Annotated in this window: 12 protein-coding genes; 5 read left to right on the plus strand and 7 right to left on the minus strand. The window is 71.6% G+C overall.

Going from position 1 to position 15173, the window contains the following annotated elements; all coding sequences use genetic code 11:
• The first annotated feature begins 70 nt into the window (after positions 1–70).
• The 3 genes from ACR68M_RS27730 (at position 71) to ACR68M_RS27740 (ending at position 5617) form a co-directional block, all read left to right on the plus strand.
• Positions 71–3433, plus strand: coding sequence for a DUF4082 domain-containing protein (locus tag ACR68M_RS27730; RefSeq protein ID WP_441246864.1), 3363 nt, complete (start codon positions 71–73; stop codon positions 3431–3433).
• A 96-nt stretch (positions 3434–3529) separates the two neighbouring features.
• Positions 3530–4576, plus strand: a complete 1047-nt coding sequence (locus ACR68M_RS27735; protein ID WP_441246865.1) for a glycosyltransferase family 2 protein — start codon at positions 3530–3532, stop codon at positions 4574–4576.
• Between the two features lie 30 nt (positions 4577–4606).
• Complete coding sequence (locus ACR68M_RS27740; RefSeq protein ID WP_441246866.1) at positions 4607–5617, plus strand: class I SAM-dependent methyltransferase; 1011 nt, start codon at positions 4607–4609, stop codon at positions 5615–5617.
• Here ACR68M_RS27740 and ACR68M_RS27745 read toward each other — a convergent pair.
• From ACR68M_RS27745 to ACR68M_RS27760, 4 genes are read right to left on the minus strand one after another with little or no spacing between them, the layout of a single operon-like run.
• The gene (locus ACR68M_RS27745; RefSeq protein WP_441246867.1) at positions 5599–6369 is read right to left on the minus strand and encodes a glycosyltransferase family 2 protein; all 771 of its coding nucleotides are present in this window, start codon (positions 6367–6369) and stop codon (positions 5599–5601) included. The genes ACR68M_RS27740 and ACR68M_RS27745 overlap by 19 nt on opposite strands.
• Positions 6366–7835 (minus strand): oligosaccharide flippase family protein, encoded by a 1470-nt coding sequence (locus ACR68M_RS27750; protein ID WP_441246868.1) that lies wholly within the window; start codon positions 7833–7835, stop codon positions 6366–6368. Before ACR68M_RS27750 ends, ACR68M_RS27745 begins: the two co-directional genes overlap by 4 nt.
• Positions 7832–9238, minus strand: coding sequence for an O-antigen ligase family protein (locus ACR68M_RS27755; RefSeq protein WP_441246869.1), 1407 nt, complete (start codon positions 9236–9238; stop codon positions 7832–7834). Before ACR68M_RS27755 ends, ACR68M_RS27750 begins: the two co-directional genes overlap by 4 nt.
• Before the next feature lie 6 nt (positions 9239–9244).
• The gene (locus tag ACR68M_RS27760) at positions 9245–9943 is read right to left on the minus strand and encodes a chain length determinant protein (RefSeq protein WP_441246870.1); all 699 of its coding nucleotides are present in this window, start codon (positions 9941–9943) and stop codon (positions 9245–9247) included.
• 189 nt (positions 9944–10132) lie between these two features.
• Here ACR68M_RS27760 and ACR68M_RS27765 point away from each other — a divergent pair, with 189 nt between their 5' ends.
• Positions 10133–10801, plus strand: coding sequence for a hypothetical protein (locus ACR68M_RS27765; protein WP_441246871.1), 669 nt, complete (start codon positions 10133–10135; stop codon positions 10799–10801).
• Entirely contained in the window at positions 10798–11598 is an 801-nt protein-coding gene (locus tag ACR68M_RS27770; RefSeq protein WP_441246872.1) for a WecB/TagA/CpsF family glycosyltransferase, read from the plus strand. Before ACR68M_RS27765 ends, ACR68M_RS27770 begins: the two co-directional genes overlap by 4 nt.
• A 72-nt stretch (positions 11599–11670) precedes the next feature.
• On the opposite strand, the gene ACR68M_RS27775 is transcribed toward ACR68M_RS27770, so the two are convergent.
• The 3 genes from ACR68M_RS27775 to ACR68M_RS27785 form a co-directional block, all read right to left on the minus strand.
• Entirely contained in the window at positions 11671–13155 is a 1485-nt protein-coding gene (locus ACR68M_RS27775; protein ID WP_441246873.1) for a glycoside hydrolase family 1 protein, read from the minus strand.
• Positions 13156–13228: 73 nt separating this feature from the next.
• Positions 13229–14146, minus strand: coding sequence for a carbohydrate ABC transporter permease (locus ACR68M_RS27780; protein ID WP_441246874.1), 918 nt, complete (start codon positions 14144–14146; stop codon positions 13229–13231).
• Positions 14147–14160: 14 nt separating this feature from the next.
• Entirely contained in the window at positions 14161–15111 is a 951-nt protein-coding gene (locus ACR68M_RS27785) for a carbohydrate ABC transporter permease (RefSeq protein WP_441246875.1), read from the minus strand.
• Positions 15112–15173: the final 62 nt, after the last annotated feature.

The following is a 15173-nucleotide window of genomic DNA, read 5'->3' on the forward strand; positions in this document are numbered from 1 at the left end:
GATCGGCCCTGCAAGGACCGGCACTGCGAAGATCGGCACTGCGGTGAACAAACCCCCCTCGAGAATATCCGTGCTCCGGACGCTGTTGGCAGGCGTCCTGCTGCTGGGCGCGAGCACCCTGACGGCACTGCCCGCGCACGCCGCCGGTGACCCGTGCGCCACGCCCGTGGTGAACAAGGTCGCCTGCGAGAACAGCAAGCCCGGCAACCCGGTGACGGACTGGTACTCCCCGAACGCCTGGGGCGCCATCCAGGGCTTCACCAGCCACGAGAGCTACAAGCCCGGTGACACCGTCGAGTTCAAGGTGCAGTCACCGACGCCCTACCAGATCGACATCTACCGGCTCGGCTGGTACCAGGGCAACCGGGCGCGCAAGATGCCGAGTTCGCCCACCGCGACCTACCCGTCCCGGACTCAGCCGAACTGTCTCTCGGACGCCTCCACCGGCCTGGTCGACTGCGGCAACTGGACCACCACGGTGAGCTGGCAGGTGCCGGCGGACGCGGTCTCCGGCCTGTACATCGCCAACATCGAGCAGGCGGACGGCAGCGGCCTGATGCCGTACCCGATCATCATCCGGGACGAGTCCAGCCACTCCGACGTCGTGGTGCAGACCTCCGACCAGACCTGGCAGGCGTACAACAACTGGGGCGGCCAGAACCTCTACAACGGCTCCGGGCCGGCCCCGGACGGCCGTGCGTACAAGGTGAGTTACAACCGGCCGCTGGACATCGGAGCCGACAACGGCATCTACGGCTCCGAGTACGCGATGATCAGCTGGCTGGAGCGCAACGGCTACGACGTCAGCTACCTCTCCGGGATCGACGTCTCCACCAAGGGCGTCCTGCTGCAGAACCACAAGGTCTTCATGTCCAACGGGCATGACGAGTACTGGAACCAGGCGCAGCGGGACAACGTGACGGCGGCCAAGAACGCCGGGGTCGACCTGGCCTTCTTCTCGGCCAACGAAATGTTCTGGCGGACGCGGTTCGAGTCGTCCATCGACACCTCCGGCACCGCCTACCGCACGATGGTCTCCTACAAGGAGACCAAGCTGCAGATCCCCGGCGTCGACGGCGTGCCCGACCCGAGCGGGCAGTGGACGGGCACCTGGATGGACCCGGTCGGTGCCGGGCGCGGCGGCGGCAAGCCGCAGAACGCGCTCACCGGCCAGCTCTTCCGGGTCAACGGCTACCGGAACGACACCATGACGGTGCCCGCGGCCTTCGGCAGACTCCGGATGTGGCGCGGCACTTCGATCGCCACCCTGCCGGCCGGGCAGGTCGCGACCTTCCCGCTGGGTACCCTCGGCTACGAATGGGACGTCGACGAGGACAACGGATCGCGGCCACCGGGCGCGATCGACCTCTCCTCCACCACCGTCGCCATCAACGACGGCAACCTGCTGCAGGACAACGGCAACACCTACGCCAACGGCGTCGCCACCCACAGCCCGACCATCTACCGGGACCCGGCCTCCAAGGCCCTCGTCTTCGGTGCGGGCACGGTGCAGTGGTCCTGGGGCCTGGACACCCTCCACGTGGGCAACACCACCACCGAGGACTCCCGGATGCAGCAGGCGACGGTGAACCTGCTCGCCGACATGGGCGCCCAGCCCACCACCCTGGAGACCGGTCTGGTGAAGGCCGCCGCGACCCAGGAGGCCACCGGCCCGAACGTGACGGTCACCGCGCCGACGTCCGGGGCGACCGTGCCGGTGCAGAAGCCGGTCACCGTCTCCGGAACCGCCGCCGACCTCGGCTTCTCCGCGGTGGGCGTGCCCGGCGTGGTCGCCCGGGTCGAGGTCTCGGTGGACGGCGGGGCGACCTGGAAGGGCGCCACCGGCTCCACCAGCTGGAGCTACACCTGGACGCCGCTCACCCAGGGCGCCGCGCAGATCATGGTCCGGGGCGTCAACGACTCGGTGCTGACCGGCAGTACGGTCACCGTGCCGATCACCGTCGGCCCGCAGCAGTGCCCCTGCACCATCTGGCCGACCTCGGCGGTGCCCGCGCACCTGGACTCCGGCGACGCCGGGGCGATCGAACTCGGGGTCAAGCTCCGGACCACGGCGAACGGTTCGGTCACCGGCGTGCGGTTCTACAAGTCGGCGCTGAACACCGGCACCCACACCGGCAGCCTGTGGGCGAGCGACGGCACCCTGCTCGGCACCGGCACCTTCACCGGCGAGACGGCCTCCGGCTGGCAGCAGCTCACCTTCGCGCAGCCCGTACCGGTCAGGGCCAACACCACCTACATCGCCTCCTACTACGCCCCGAACGGCCACTACTCCTACGACGACGGCTACTTCACCGGGCAGGGCGCCGGGATCGACCCGATCAAGGCGCTGATGGCGGGGGCCGACGGGGACAACGCCCTCTATCGGTACAACACCGGCGGCGGCTTCCCCAACAGCAGCTACCACAGCTCCAACTACTGGGTCGACGCGGTGCTCGACACCTCCGCCGACACCACCACCCCGCCGGTCGTCACCGCGACGACTCCGGTGCAGGGCACCACCGGGGTGCCGATCACGGTGGCTCCCACCGCGACCTTCAGCCACACCATCGACAGCAAGACCCTGAAGTTCACGCTCGGCCAGGGCGAGAGCGTCCTGCCCGCCACGGTGACCTACGACGCCGCGACGGCCACCGCCACCCTGCGCCCCAACGGGCAGCTGGCACTCGGCACCACGTACACCGCGTCGATCTCGGCCAGTGACCCCTGGGGCAACCCGGTGTCGGGGAACACGAACTGGAGCTTCACCACCAGCACCACCCCGCCGACCATCAACTGCCCCTGCTCGCTGTGGAACTCCGCCACCGCGCCGGCCTCGCTCGACTCCGGTGACCCCACCGCCGTCGAGCTCGGCACCAGGTTCAGCTCCTCGGTGAGCGGTTGGATCACGGGGGTGCGGTTCTACAAGTCGGTGGCCAACACCGGCACCCACACCGGCACGCTGTGGTCCAACACCGGCACCCAGCTCGCCACCGGCACCTTCGCCGGCGAGACGGCCTCCGGCTGGCAGCAGTTGGTCTTCAAGACCCCGGTCGCGGTGACCGCGGGTACCAGCTACGTGGTCTCGTACTTCGCACCCAAGGGCCACTACTCCGGCACCAACGGCTACTTCTTCGGCGGTTACTCCAACTACCCGCTGCGGGGCAGCTCCGACGGACCGAGCAGCGCCAACGGGATCTACAAGTACGGCGGGACGGGCTTCCCGACCAGTACCTTCCAGTCGACCAACTACTGGGTGGACCCGGTCTTCACCAACGTCCGGCCGCCCAACGCGCCCGTCACCTCGTTACAGCTCCCGCTGCTCGACAGTCTGCTCACTCCGTTGGAGCGACTGCTGGGCGGCCTGCTCGGAGGCCTCCTGGGCCTGGAGACCGGCCCGACCACGGCGCAGCCCGGTAGCGAACCGACCAGCTGACCGGCTCAGGGCCCGGGAGCCACGTGCTCCCGGGCCCTTGCACCGCAGATCGACCACCGCAGATCGACCCGCCGCAGATCGAGAGGAATCCCCGTAGTGAGCACCGTCAGTGTGGTGATCCCGTGCTACAAGTACGGTCACTATCTCGCCGACTGCGTGAGCAGCGTGCTGGACGAGCAACCCGGCGTCGACGTCCGGGTGTTGATCATCGACGACTGCTCGCCCGACGACTCGGCCGATGCCGCGCACCGGCTGGCCGCCGCGGACCCCCGGATCGAGGTCCGCGTCCACGAGGTCAACAAGGGCCACATCGCCACCTACAACGAAGGCCTGCTGGAGTGGGCCGACGGCGACTACACCGTGCTGCTCTCGGCCGACGACCGGCTCACCCCGGGCGCGCTGACCCGGGCGGTGGGCCTGCTCGACGAGCACCCCGAGGTCGGCTTCGTCTACGGCCACCCGATCCACTTCCAGCACGGCAGCCCGCTGCCGCCTGCGCGCACCGCCCTGCGCGGCACCACCGTCTTCCCCGGCAAGTGGTGGCTGGAACGCCGCTTCAAGGAGGCACACGGCTGCATCACCTCCCCGGAGGTGGTGGTGCGCACGGCGTTGCAGCAGGAGGTCGGCGGTTACGACCCCGAACTCCCGCACGCGGGCGACGTGGAGATGTGGATGCGGCTCGCCTCCCGGGCCGACGTCGGCTACGTCCAGGGGGTCGACCAGGCCTACTACCGCAAGCACGGCAACAACATGTCCGCCACCGAGTTCGGCGGCCAGATGGACGACCTGCGGCAGAACAAGGCCGCCTACGACGCCGTGCTGAGCGGCTGCGCCGAGCACCTGGACGACCGGGCGAAGCTCGCCGACACCGTCAACCGCAAGCTGGCCCGGATCGCGCTGCGCCGCGCCGTGCGCGCCTACGACCGTGGCCGCACCGGCGTGGTGCCCGAGGCGGAGCTGATCGCCTTCGCGGCCGAGTGCTGGCCCGGCTACCGGGCGCTGCCCGAGTACCAGGGGCTGCTGCTGCGCCGCCGGATCGGTGCCCGGCTGATGCCCTACCTCCAGCCGCTGGTGCTCACCGCCGTGGTCGGCAAGGTGCGCGAGCGGCTGTGGTGGCGGTCCTGGCGGCTGCGCGGCATCTGATCTTCTTCCTGGTGCGATGAGGAGTTGGGCGTGTTCAACAATCTGATCAACCGTCACGATGCGGCCCGGGTCGGCCGGAAGCTGCGGCGCGGGCAGCTCGACAAGCTGGTCTCCAAGGTCCGGGTGCGCGGCACCGAGCGGGTGGTGGAGCACTGGTCCGCCGTCGACCCCTCGCTGCAGGAGTGGTGGGCCGTGCCGCAGGTGATCGAGCGCTGGAACACCTTCGCCAGCGGTGACCCTTCGGTCGGCTTCCCGCAGCACGTGGCCGACAAGTGGTTGGCCGGGCGGACGGGCCTGCGGGCCCTCTCGCTGGGCTGCGGCACCGGCGGCAACGAGGTGATCTGGGCCCGTACCGGGGCCTTCGAGAAGATCACCGGCATCGACATCTCCCCGGACCGGATCGACTACGCCACCGGCCAGGCACGCGAGTTGAGCCTGGACGAGGTGCTGGAATTCCGCACCGCCGACGTCGCCGAGCTGCTGGAGGCGGGGGAGACGTACGACGTCGTGCTCGGCCTGCAGTCGCTGCACCACTTCGACCGGTTGGACGAGACGATGGGCCGGATCGCCGGCCTGCTGAACCCCGGCGGGCTGCTGGTGGTGGACGAGTTCGTCGGCCCGACCAAGTTCCAGTGGACGGCCGGGCAGCTGCGGGCCGTGAACGCTCTGCTCGCCGAACTCCCCGAGGAGCGGCGCAGGTTGGTGGACGGGCGGATCAAGCACCGGGCGATCCGGCCGAGCCTGCTCTCGATGCGCCTGGACGACCCGTCGGAGGCGGTGGACGCCGCCCGGCTGCTGCCCGCGATCCGTGAGCGCTACCAGGTGCTGGAGGAACGGCCGTACGGTGGCACCGTGCTGCACGTGGCCTTCTCGGGCATCGCCCAGCACTTCCGGGACGGCTCGGTGCGGACGGACGAGCTGGTGCGGCGCTGCTTCGCAGCGGAGGACGCGGTGCTCGGCTCGCTCGGGCACGACTTCGTGTTCATGGTGTGCGAGCCGAAGCCCCTCCAGGAGTCACAGGGTCACCAGGCGGTCCAGTAGCTCTCGGGGTTGACCAGGTAGCGGACGGTCGGCGCCGGGAGGTGCTCGACCGTGTGGGTGCGGCTGTAGCGGAAGACCAACTCCCAGTCCTCGCGCGGGATCACCTCGGCCGTCCGGCGCAGCCTGCTGAAGTGCAGGGCCCGGGTGCGGCGGGCCACCACGGCGTTGGTGTCGAGGAAGCCCTCCTCGGCCGCGTGGCGGCGGTCGAAGGGGACGGAGAGCACGTCCATGTCGGTGCCGTCGGGGTGGACGCGCCGCAGCGCCGTGTAGACCGCGTCCGGCCCGCCCGGGGCCTCCAGGCGGGCGAGGGCCTGGGCCAGGTGGTCCGGCTCCCACTCGTTGTCGTCGTCCAGGAAGGCGACGTACCGGGACGAGGTCAGGCGTATCCCGACGTTGCGCACCACCCCGGCCACCGCGCAGTTCCGGGCCAGGCTGACGGCCACCAGCCGCGGGTCGGCGGGCAGTTCGGGCAGCCCGGCGCCGTCGTCGACCACCACGACCAACTGGTCGCGGACGGTCTGGGCGAGCGCCGAGGCGACCGCGCGGCGCAGCCCCTCGGGGCGGCGGTAGGTCGGGATGACCGTCGCCACCAGCGTGGCCGGGCGCGGCCCGAGCCCGGCGGCGAGCCGCCGCACCTCGGCGTCCTCCTGCCGGCGCAGGCCGACCGCCGTCCAGCCGAGCACCGCCTTGTTGCGGGTCTCCATCAGCCGCAGGAAGCCGAAGGTGTCCCGCAGTTGCTGCTTGGGGTTCATCGTTCGCCATCCTTCACCAGTACCGGCTCCTCCTCCGCGCGCGGCGCGGGGACGACCGGGGGAGTCCTGAGCAGGTGCCGCATCGGCAGCACCATCGGTACGTACGCCGCCAGCGCCACCGCAGCGGCCACGAACATGCCCCAGCGCGTCTCGCCCGTCCACCGGAAGACCGCGTACGACAGGGTGGCCATCACCGCCCCGCCGATGAACGGCCGGGTGCAGGCCCGGACCACGACCGCCGCCCCGATGCCGGAGCGGCGCAGCGCCCAGAGGAAGGCGGGGGCCGCGACGGCGGCCGCCACCACCAGGTGCCCGGCGCCTACCCCGGCGATGCCCCAGCGGTCGGCCCCGAGCAGCAGCACCGGGACGAGCGCCGCCAGCCAGAGCCCCTGGGTGCTGATCAGCGAGCTGCGGCGCCCGGCCGCCGCGAGGCAGTCGTACGCCAACTCGTAGGCGATGCGCAGCAGTCCGAGCAGGGCGAGGTAGCGCAGCACCCCGGCGGCCGGTGCCCAGCGCGGGCCGTAGATGGTGTCCAGGGCGGGCACGGCAAGGGTCGCGAGCAGGACGCACGGCGGCACGGCGGCGGCCATCAGCAGGCCGAGGCCCCGGCCGAAAGCGTCCGCCAGGGCCTCGGGTGAGGCGGCGACCCGGGAGAAGCCGGCGAAGGAGATCCGCCGGGCGGCCTCGGAGATGCTGCGGACGGGCCAACTCGAGACGTTGAAGGCGAGTTGGTAGAAGCCGAGGGCGACCGGGCCGAGCAGCGCGCCCGTCACCATGGAGTCGACGTTGAGCATCGCGAGCACCAGCAGGCTGGCGCCGGCCAGCGGCAGCCCGAAGGCGACCAGCGCGCGGGCCTCGGCCGCCCGCCAGCCGGGCCGGAGCGAGCCGGGCACGAGGATCGCGCAGCCCGCCAGGGCGCAGAGGTTGCCGGCCAGGGCGCCCCAGGCGAAGCTCATCGCGCCGTGGCCCGAGTAGGCGAGCACCAGCGTGGTGCCGGTGGTGACCAGGAAGTTGAGCAGGTCGAGGGCCATCCGGGCGCCCTGCCGGAACTCCCGGGCGATGATCTGGTTGGGCACGCAGGCGATGCCGTCGATGACGACGGAGAGGCAGAGCACCCGTAGCACCGAGGTGGCGTCGGGCGAGCCGAGCAGCCGGGCCGTGGTCGGCGCGGCGACGTACAGTGCGGCGTAGAGCGCGCTGCTGGAGAGTACCGAGAGGGTGAGCACCGTCGGCGCGAACTCCCGTACGTCCCTGTCCCATCGGACGATCGCCAGGCTCACGCCCATCTCGTTGGCGGAGAGCAGCACGCCGAGCGCGACCATGCCGGTCGCGTACAGGCCCCACTCGCGCGGGCCGAGCACGCCACGGGCCAGCACCACGCCCGCCGCGAAGTTGCCGATCCGGATCACCACGGTGTTGAGCAGGCTGAGCCTGGCACCGGACCGGACCTTCGCGCCGAGCGTCACTGCGCTGCCCCGGCGGGGTGGCGGACGAAGCCGAGCAGGCTCCCTCCCGCACCCAGCAGCAGGAAGTAGATACCGGCGAACATCGGGAACCCCAGGGAGTCGAAGGTGGCACTGGTGATCAGTGCGACGGTGGCCGCCGAGACGAAGCACTGGGCCAGCTCGCGGGTGGGCTGGTCCTGGCTGAGGCGCCGGGCGGCGCCGCCGCAGTGGATGCCGGCGACGAAGACGACGAGCAGCGCGAGGATGCCGTAGACGCCGAGCTCGGCGGCGGTGTTCAGGTACATGTTGTCGGTGAAGAAGTAGAGCTCTGGCAGGAAGGTGCCCATCCCGTGGCCGAACCACGGTGAACTCTGCATGTACTCCCAGATCTTGGCGTAGTCACCGGCGCGGGCCTGGGTGCTGCTGTCGGAGTTCGCGAAGAACGAGCTGAACAGGCCGGTCAGGGTGGAGAGCAGCCCCGGCACCGCGACGCCCATCCCGACCACGCCGACACCGACCGCACCCAGCACGTACCCTCGGCGCTGCGGCCGCCAGGCGGGCAGCATGGTGAGCAGGGCCACCGCGATGCCGATGATCCCGGTACGGGAGACGGAGAGCGGGAGCGCGCCGCCGATCAGCAGCACCGGGAGCCAGCGCCGCACCCGGCTGCGCGCCGACCTGGCCGGGTCGAAGGCCTGTTGGACGGCGAACGGGAGCATCATCGCCAGCATGCCGCTGAACTCCAGCGGATGGGCGGTGGTGCCCCGGGGCCTGGTGAACGCGCCACGGCTCATCGCCTCCACCCCGGCCGAGGCCGACTGGAGGCCCGGGATGTGCAGGGAGGACGCGATGTTGGTGTGGGTGAGGAAGTCGTACCAGCCGAGCGCCGCGACGATGCTCGCGAGGATCACCATCCGGCGGAGCAGTACCTCCAGCCTGGCCCGGTCCCGGATGCCCGCCGAGGAGACGGCGACCAGGCTCGTCCAGGCCAGCAGGGCGATCAACCCCCGGTCGGCGCCCTGCATCTCCTTCGTCACGGCGGGCCGCCCGGCGCAGGCGATGTAGCCGAGCAGCACGGCGGAGGCGAACACCACCATGGCGATCCGGGGCGCTCGGGTGCCCGGAGCGGGAGTCAGCCGCTCGGTCAGCCAGGCGGCGAGGTACCACATCAGCGCGAGCAGGGCGACGACGTTGGCCGGGGTGCCGACGCCGCCCATGCCGGGCAGCGTGAGGTTGGACGGGATGAACATGGCCAGCAGCACGTAGCCGGTGAGCACCGTCGTCGCGTCGAAGCCGGCCCGGGTGCGGCGCGCCCCGGCGCCCTTGCCGGGCGGCGCAGCGGTAGTGGCGTGGGCCGTGCCGTGGGCGGTGGCGCGGGCGGTGTGGAGGCCGCCGTCGAGGGTGGTCGCGTCGCGGCCGGGCATCCGCCGCTACCTCCCGGCGGTGACGGACGGTGGGGTGACCGGATCGCCCTCGGCACTCTCCGGCTCGGCACTCTCCAGGTGTCGCTGCTCGGCACGGGCCCGGCGCCGGACGCCGAAGACGTTCTCCGTGACGAAGGCGGCCAGGAAGGCGACGGCCAGCCCGGCCAGCCCGATCATCGCCACGTACTGCAGCTTGCTCTTGGTCTGCGGCTGCGGCGGCTGCGGCGGGATGATCACGGTCGAGGCGATCTGCGAGCCGGCCGGCGCCTGCTGCTCGCTCTGCATCGCCTTCAACTGTTCGGCGGTGAAGGTGTTCAGCAGCCCGATCGACTTCTGCACCTGCGCCTTGTCGGGGCCCGTCACCGTCAAGGTGAGGAAGGGACCCATCGCGTTGTCGGCGAGCTTCACCGAGTAGGTGCCGGTCAGGCCGCGCTTCTTCAGCGCCTCGGCCGACTCGTCTGAGGTCAGCCGCCGTCCGAGGAAGTCGGCCGCGACGGTCAGGGCCTGACTGAAGCTCAGGAACGGATTGCCGTTGTTCGGCGGCAGCGCTGCAACGCTCGGTGCATTGAGCAGCGAGATCGAGCACTCCGACTGGTAGGTCGTCGGTAGTACGGCATTGGCAACGGCGGACAGACAGATCGTGATCAGGACGATCGGCATGGTGACGTACCAGCGCCTGCGGATGACCCGCAGAAGCTCGCGCATGTCCAACATATTCTCCCCCTGGGGCCGTTGCTGACCCCAGTGTCGCAGCCGTCCCGAGCAGGGACGGGCGCTCAGTCAAGCGACCCCGAACAGAGACTAGTTGGAAGCGGGGAGCGGGGGAGAACAATCACCGAACTGCCGTCATCCGGTTCGGCGGGGTGAGAGCATGTCCGGCGGGTGGGGGTGGACGTGTCGTTCCGAAACGTGGTGCGTGCGCTGATGCGCCGCTGGCTGGTCCTGGCGATCGCGGCCGTGCTCGCCCTGGCCGGGGCCCTGGTGGTGGTGAAGCCCGGCGTGGTCTACCGCTCGACGGCCGTCGTCCGGGTCAAGCCGCCCGAGACGCCTCAGGACCCGACCGGGCTCACGGACTTCAGGCCCTCGCTGGCCATCATCGGCGCCGCCGTGGTCACCGTCCTGAAGAGCGACTCGGGGGCCGTCGAACTGCGCCGGGCCGGGGTCACCGGGCTGTACGACCTGGCGCCGCGCAACACCGGGACGACGAAGACGGAGGCGTACGTCGTGCCGACCGTCGAGGTCAGCGTCCGGGGCACCGACCCGAAGGAGACCGACCGCGAGGTCGGCGTGGTGATCCAGCACTTCGCCGACCACCTACGGGAGTTGCAGGACCACCTGAACGTGCCCCGGCAGCGCTACATCACCAGCGACGAGCTCGTGCCCGCCACCGCCCTGCCCGTGCAGGGGGTCAAGAGCCGGGGGCTGTTCGGGGTGGCGGCGCTCGCCACCGTCGGCGGGGTGGCCGTGGCGCTCTGGGTCGAGGAGTACGCCCGCCGTCGGAGACTGGTGCGGCCGGACCGGGCTGTGCGGCACCGCGCAGCCCGCAGAGGAGTGGGGACATGACGGCAGAGAACGGGACCGCACGGGTCGGCGAGCCGCACCGGCTCCAGCTCGGCGGAACTCCCGCCGACGGCTGGGACCTTGCCGGTACTACCCTGCGGGTCAAGGAGCGACTGGCCGGCCCGCCCGGCCGTCCGCTGGTGGTCGCCTCCAGCAATGTCGACCACCTGCACCACTTCGGCCGGGGCGGCGCGCACGCCGGGCTGATCGAGCGCGCCGAGTCCGCCGCGGACTGGCTCGTGCTGCTCGACGGGATGCCACTGGTGCTCCAGGCCCGCCGCCTGACCGGCCGCCCCTGGGAGCGCCTGACCGGCGCCGACCTACTGCCGGACCTACTCGCCGTCGCGGCCTCCACGGGCTCGCGGGTGGCCTTCCTCGGCGGCCAGGAGCAGACCCACCGGCTGCTGGCCGCCGAGATCGCCGTCCGCTGGCCCTCGCTGGACGTGGTCGGCTACTGGGCGCCCTCCCGGGCCGAACTCGACTCGCCCGCAGGGGCGTCGGCGCTCGCCGCCACCGTCCGCGAGGCCCGCGTCGACCTGCTGGTCGTCGGCCTCGGCAAGCCGCGGCAGGAGGCCTGGCTCGCCGAGCACACCGCCGGGAGCGGGATCAGGGTCGGCCTCGCGGTCGGCGCCGCAGCCGACTTCCTGGCCGGAGTGGTCGACCGGGCCCCCGACTGGTGGCGCGACCACGGCCTGGAGTGGTTCTACCGCTTCCTGCGCGAGCCGCGCCGGCTGGCCCGCCGCTACCTCCTCCAGGGGCCCAGGGCGGTCTGGCGCCTGCTGCGGCACTCGGCGGGCTGACGCGGCGTACGGCGGCTGGTCGGCTCCGCGTCAGGCCAGGTCGGCTCTGAGTCAGGCTGGGTCGGATCTGGGTCAGGCCGGGTCGGCCGGCGGGTCGATGGAGTTGCGGCCGGCCGTCTGCGCGTACCAGTGGGCGCTGTCCTTGGGGATGCGGCGCTGGGTGGGGTAGTCCACGTAGACCGCGCCGAACCGCTTGGCGTAGCCGTAGGACCATTCGAAGTTGTCCAGCAGCGACCAGAGGAAGTAGCCGCGGACGTCGGCGCCGTCGGCGATGGCGCTGTGCACGGCGGCCAGGTGGGCGTGCAGGTAGGCGATCCGCTCGGGGTCGTGGACGTGGCCGTCGGGCGTCAGCTCGTCCTCGAAGGCGGCGCCGTTCTCGGTGATCATCAGCGGCAGGCCCGGGTGGGCCCGCGCCACGTCGGTGATCAGGTCGTAGAGGCCGGTCGGGTCGATCGCCCAGTTCATCGCGGTGACCCCGCCCGGCGGCCGGTGGAAGACCACCTGCTCTGAGCCGGGCCACGGGGAGTGGTCGCTGACGCCGTGTCCGTCGCCCAGGGCGGCCTCGGCCGGGGACAGCTGCGCACCGTCGCCCGGACCGGAGACCAGGGTGGGGGTGTAGTAGTTCAGGCCGAGCAGGTCGATCGGGGCGGCGATGGCCTGCTCGTCGCCGGGGCGGACCAGCTCGTCCCAGTCCACCAGGTGGGCGGTGTCGGCGCGCAGGTCGGCCGGGTAACTCCCGTGCAGGATCGGGCCGGTGAAGATGCGGTTGCCGACGGCGTCGATCCGCCGGGCGGCGTCCAGATCCGCCGCAGCGGTGCTGAGCGGGCGGACCTGGTGCAGGTTCAGGCTGATCGCGGTCGGCACACCGGCAGGCAGCCCGGCCCGCAGGGCGGCCAGCGCCCGGCCGTGGCCGAGGTTGAGGTGGTGGGCGGCGCGCAGCGCGTCGCCCGGGTCGGTGCGGCCGGGGGCGTGCACGCCCGACCCGTAGCCCAGGAAGGCCGAGCACCACGGCTCGTTGAGGGTGGTCCAGATCGCGATCCGGTCGCCCAGCGCCTCGGCGGCCAGCGCCGCGTACTCGCCGAACCGCTCGGCGGTGTCCCGGATCGGCCAGCCGCCCCTGTCCTCCAACTCCTGCGGCAGGTCCCAGTGGTAGAGGGTGGCGACGGGCTCGATGCCGGCGTTGAGCAGCTCGTCGGTGAGCCGCCGGTAGAAGTCGAGACCGCGCTCGACCGCCGGACCGCGGCCGGTGGGCTGCACCCGTGACCAGGAGATCGAGAACCGGTAGGAGCCGAGCCCGAGGCGGCCCATCAGGGCGACGTCCTCGCGGTAGCGGTGGAAGTGGTCGGTGGCCAGGTCGCCGGTGTCACCGGCGTGCACCTTTCCCGGTGTGTGGCTGAAGGTGTCCCAGATCGAGGGAGTCCGGCCGTGCTCGCCGGTGGCGCCCTCGACCTGGTAGGCGGCGGTGGCCGCGCCCCAGCGGAAGCCCGGTGGGAAGACCAGCGGGTCGAGGGAGCCGGGCGTGGTGGCGCGTTCGGCGGCAGGGGGTACGACAGTCACGGCGGAGCGCTCCCGGTGGGTGAGTCGCGAATGATGGTGGTGCGGTGGTGCGACGGGGGACTTTGAGCGAGTCCTACCCCTTGACGGCGCCCTGGGTGATGCCGCCGACGATGTGCTTGCCGAAGAGGACGAAGACCAGCAGGAGCGGGAGCGTGCCGATCAGTGCGCCGGCCATGATGACCGACCAGTCGGTCGACCAGCCGGTGCCCAGGCCGGCCAGCGCCACCTGGACCGTCGGGTCGGTCGAGCCGTTCATCACGATGATCGGCCAGAGGAAGTCGTTCCAGGACTGCACGAAGGTGAGCATGCCCAGCACGGCCATGGCCGGCCGCGCGATCGGCAGCACCACGTGCAGAACCACCCGCAGCGAGTTGGCGCCGTCCATCCGGGCGGCCTCCAACAGCTCGGTGGGCAGCGCCTGGAGGAGGAACTGCCGCATGAAGAAGACGCCGAAGGCGGTCACCAGGGTGGGCAGGATCAACGCGCCCAGATGGTTGCCCAGGCCGAGGCTCCTCATCAGGATGAAGAGCGGCACCACGCTCAGCTGGGCGGGCACCGCCAGGGTGGCGACCACCAGGCCGAGCAGGACGCCCCGGCCACGGAAGCGGAGCTTGGCGAAGGCGAAGCCGGCCAGCACCGAGAAGGCGACCGTGCCGAGGGTGACCGACCCGGCGACCAGGGTGGAGTTCAGCAGGGCGACGCCCATGCCGCGGCCGCCGGCGTTCTGCCAGACGTAGGAGAGGTTCTTGAACAGGTTGCCGCCGGGCAGCAGCGGCGGCGGCGTGGAGACCACCCGGTGCGCGTCGGTGGAGGCGGCCACCAGCGTCCAGTAGAGCGGGAAGAGCGAGGCGAGCGCCACCAGCACCAGGACCAGGTGGGCCAGCGGACCGGCGTGCTGCTGGCGTCCGGCTCGGCTTCTCGGCCGGTGCCTCCGGGGCGACGTGGCGGCGGTGGTGGCGGCGGGGGCGGGGGCGGGGGCGGTGGTGGTCACGGGTCTCCTCCCCGTCACTGCGAGGTACGCAGGCGGCGGGCGATCAGGGCGTTGACCAGTCCGATGAGCAGGAGCAGAGCGAACATCGTCCAGGCGACGGCGCTGGCCCGGCCGAGCATGCTGTTGCGGAACCCCTGGTCGTACATCAGCACCCCGAGGGTCTCGTACTGGTTGGCGGCGCCGCCCTGGTGGCCGCTCTGGCCGCCGAACAGGAAGGGCTCGCCGAAGAGTTGGGTGGCGCCGATGGTGGAGACCACGGCGGTGAAGAGGATGGTCGGCCGCAGCGCCGGCACAGTGACGTGGCGGAACTGCCGCCAGCGGGACGCCCCGTCGATCGCCGCCGCCTCGTAGAGCTCGCCGGGCACGGCCTGCATCGCGGCCAGGTAGATCAGCGCGTTGTAGCCGGTCCAGCGCCAGGTGACGATGACGGCGATGGCCAGCTGCGACGTCCAGCGCCCGGCCTCCCAGTGCACCGGACCGACCCCGACGGCGCCGAGGAACCAGTTGGCCATCCCGCTCTCGGGGCTGAAGATCAGCGCGAAGACCAGCGTGGCGGCTGCCACCGAGGTGGCGTAGGGGGCGAGCAGCGCCGTCCGGAAGAAGGACTGCGCGCGCAGCTTGTAGTGGAGCAGGTGGGCCAGCCCGAGGGCAATCATCAGCTGCGGCACCGTCGACAGCACGCCCAGCGTGACGGTGTTGCCCAGCGCGTTCCAGAAGAAGCGGCTGGGCGGCCCGGTGAAGAGGTCGGTGTAGTTCTTCAGGCCGATCCAATGGGCCTGGTCGACGTTGTAGAGGCTCACCTGGTGGAGCGAGAGCCAGCCGGTCCAGAGCAGCGGGAAGAGGCCGAAGACGGCGAAGACGAGGAAGAACGGCGCGACGAAGGCGTACGGCGAGCCCTTGCTGTCCCAGCGGTACAGGCGGCTGCGCCAGGCTTGACGGCGCGGCGCGATGGCGGGGGTGGCCACGGGTGGCTTCCTTCCGTGGGGGCGAGGTCGGGCACGGCCGGCAGGGGTGGCGGGGCCCCGCC

Origin of the sequence: Kitasatospora sp. McL0602 (assembly GCF_052076145.1) — a bacterium.
In the GTDB taxonomy this organism is placed as follows: domain Bacteria; phylum Actinomycetota; class Actinomycetes; order Streptomycetales; family Streptomycetaceae; genus Kitasatospora.

Coding starts and splice junctions, on each gene's coding strand:
- ACR68M_RS27745 (WP_441246867.1), bottom strand. CDS start 6,369: ATGAACCCCAAGCAGCAACTGCGGGACACCTTCGGCTTCCTGCGGCTG.
- ACR68M_RS27755 (WP_441246869.1), bottom strand. CDS start 9,238: ATGCCCGGCCGCGACGCGACCACCCTCGACGGCGGCCTCCACACCGCC.
- ACR68M_RS27760 (WP_441246870.1), bottom strand. CDS start 9,943: ATGCGCGAGCTTCTGCGGGTCATCCGCAGGCGCTGGTACGTCACCATG.
- ACR68M_RS27770 (WP_441246872.1), top strand. CDS start 10,798: ATGACGGCAGAGAACGGGACCGCACGGGTCGGCGAGCCGCACCGGCTC.